A 1,498-nucleotide genomic window follows, 5' to 3' on the forward strand; every position below is an offset into this window, starting at 1 on the left:
GGCGCCGAGGCGGGCCACCGCCGCGTCCGCCGCGGGCGCGCGGCCGGCGTGGAGCTGCCAGACATGCTGGAGCCCCGGCCAGACGTCGAGCGTCGCGTCGTCCATCCCGGCGGCGATGCGGCGCGAATCCTCGGCCAGCACCTCGGCCTCGGAGCACTGGAGGATGGCGGGCGGCAGGCCGTGGAGGTCGCCGAACAGGGGCGAGACCTCCGGCCTCTGCGCGTCGATGCCGGGCAGGTAGGCCTCGCGCACCCGGTCCGCCCAGGCGGCGGGGATCAGGAGTTCCCCGGGTGCCGCGCGGAAGCGTTCGGCGATGCCCGCCGAGAGATCGCCGAGCGGCGAGAGCAGGGCCATCGCGCGCGGCCCCGGCACCCCCCGGTCGCGCAGCCGCATGGCGAGCAGCAGCGCGAGGCAGCCCCCCGCGCTGTCCCCGCCGAGGGCGGCCGGGCGGTGCCCCGCGGCCACCAGCCGGTCCCAGGCGGCGAAGACATCCTGCGGCGCGGCGGGATAGGGATGCTCGGGCGCGAGGCGGTAGCGCGGCAGGACGGCGCGCATCCCGGCGGCCTGCGCCAGGTGGCCGACGAGGCCCGCATGGGTCTCGGGCGCGCCGATGGTGAAGCCGCCACCGTGGACGTAGAACAGGAGCGGCGCATCCTCCGGCACGCCGGGCGGGGTGAGCCAGAGGCTTCCGTCCGGGCCGAGACGGCGGGCGGTGCCGCGCGGCGGAGCGGTCGAGAGGCGCGCGGAGAGGCGGAAGGCGAGGCGCAGCGCCTTCTGCGAGCGCAGGAGCGCGAGCGTCGGCCGCTCCAGGTAGGCGGCGTTCCAGCACCAGAACCGGTCGACGGGAGAGAGGGTCATTCGACGACCTCCTCCGCGCCGTCCTCGAGGCTTTCACCGCCGAATTCCGTCTCGACCACGCCCGCCTCGTAGCCCTTTTCCCTCAGCCAGCGCGAGAACTGGCTGGTGTAGCCGTGGGTTACGAAGACGCGCTCCGCTCCCGTCGCGGCGATGGCTTCGTTGAGCCCGTCCCAGTCCGCGTGGTCCGAGACGACGAAGCCACGGTCCGCCGCACGACGCCTGCGCACGCCGCGAAGCCGCATCCAGCCCGAGGCGAAGCCCGTGGAGACGGGCCCGAGCCGCCGCATCCAGGGCGAGCCGAGGGCCGAGGGCGGCGCGAGAACCATTGCGCCCGGGTAGGCCTTGAGGTCCGTCGCCGGCGTGATCTGCACCGTCCCGGGCAGCGTCAGCCCCTGGCCGCGCAGCACCTGCGTCGTGGCCTCGACCGCGCCGTGTGTGAGGATCGGGCCGATGTCGGGATCGAGGAGCCGGAGGATGCGCTGCGCCTTGCCGAGGGCGTAGACCCCGAGGATCGCGCGCCGCCCCGACGCCGCCGTCGCGGCCCACCAGGCGTTGAGGTCGCGGGCGAGTTCCGCCTGCGGGGTCCACTTGTAGATCGGCAGGCCGAAGGTCGATTCGGTGATGAAGGTGTGGCAGCGCA

Annotated in this window: 1 protein-coding gene and 1 pseudogene; both read right to left on the reverse strand. The window is 75.0% G+C overall.

From position 1 onward, the window contains the following. Positions 1 to 858: alpha/beta hydrolase fold domain-containing protein (locus ACTS11_RS15675; protein WP_442641233.1), on the reverse strand; the 858-nt coding region annotated here is incomplete at its 3' end. Beyond that, positions 855 to 1,498 (reverse strand): annotated as a pseudogene (locus ACTS11_RS15680) (ligase-associated DNA damage response exonuclease); the annotation flags it as partial. The gene ACTS11_RS15675 and the pseudogene ACTS11_RS15680, both read right to left, overlap by 4 nt.

The sequence above is a fragment of the Roseicyclus sp. genome (genome assembly GCF_052168335.1).
In the GTDB taxonomy this organism is placed as follows: domain Bacteria; phylum Pseudomonadota; class Alphaproteobacteria; order Rhodobacterales; family Rhodobacteraceae; genus Roseibacterium.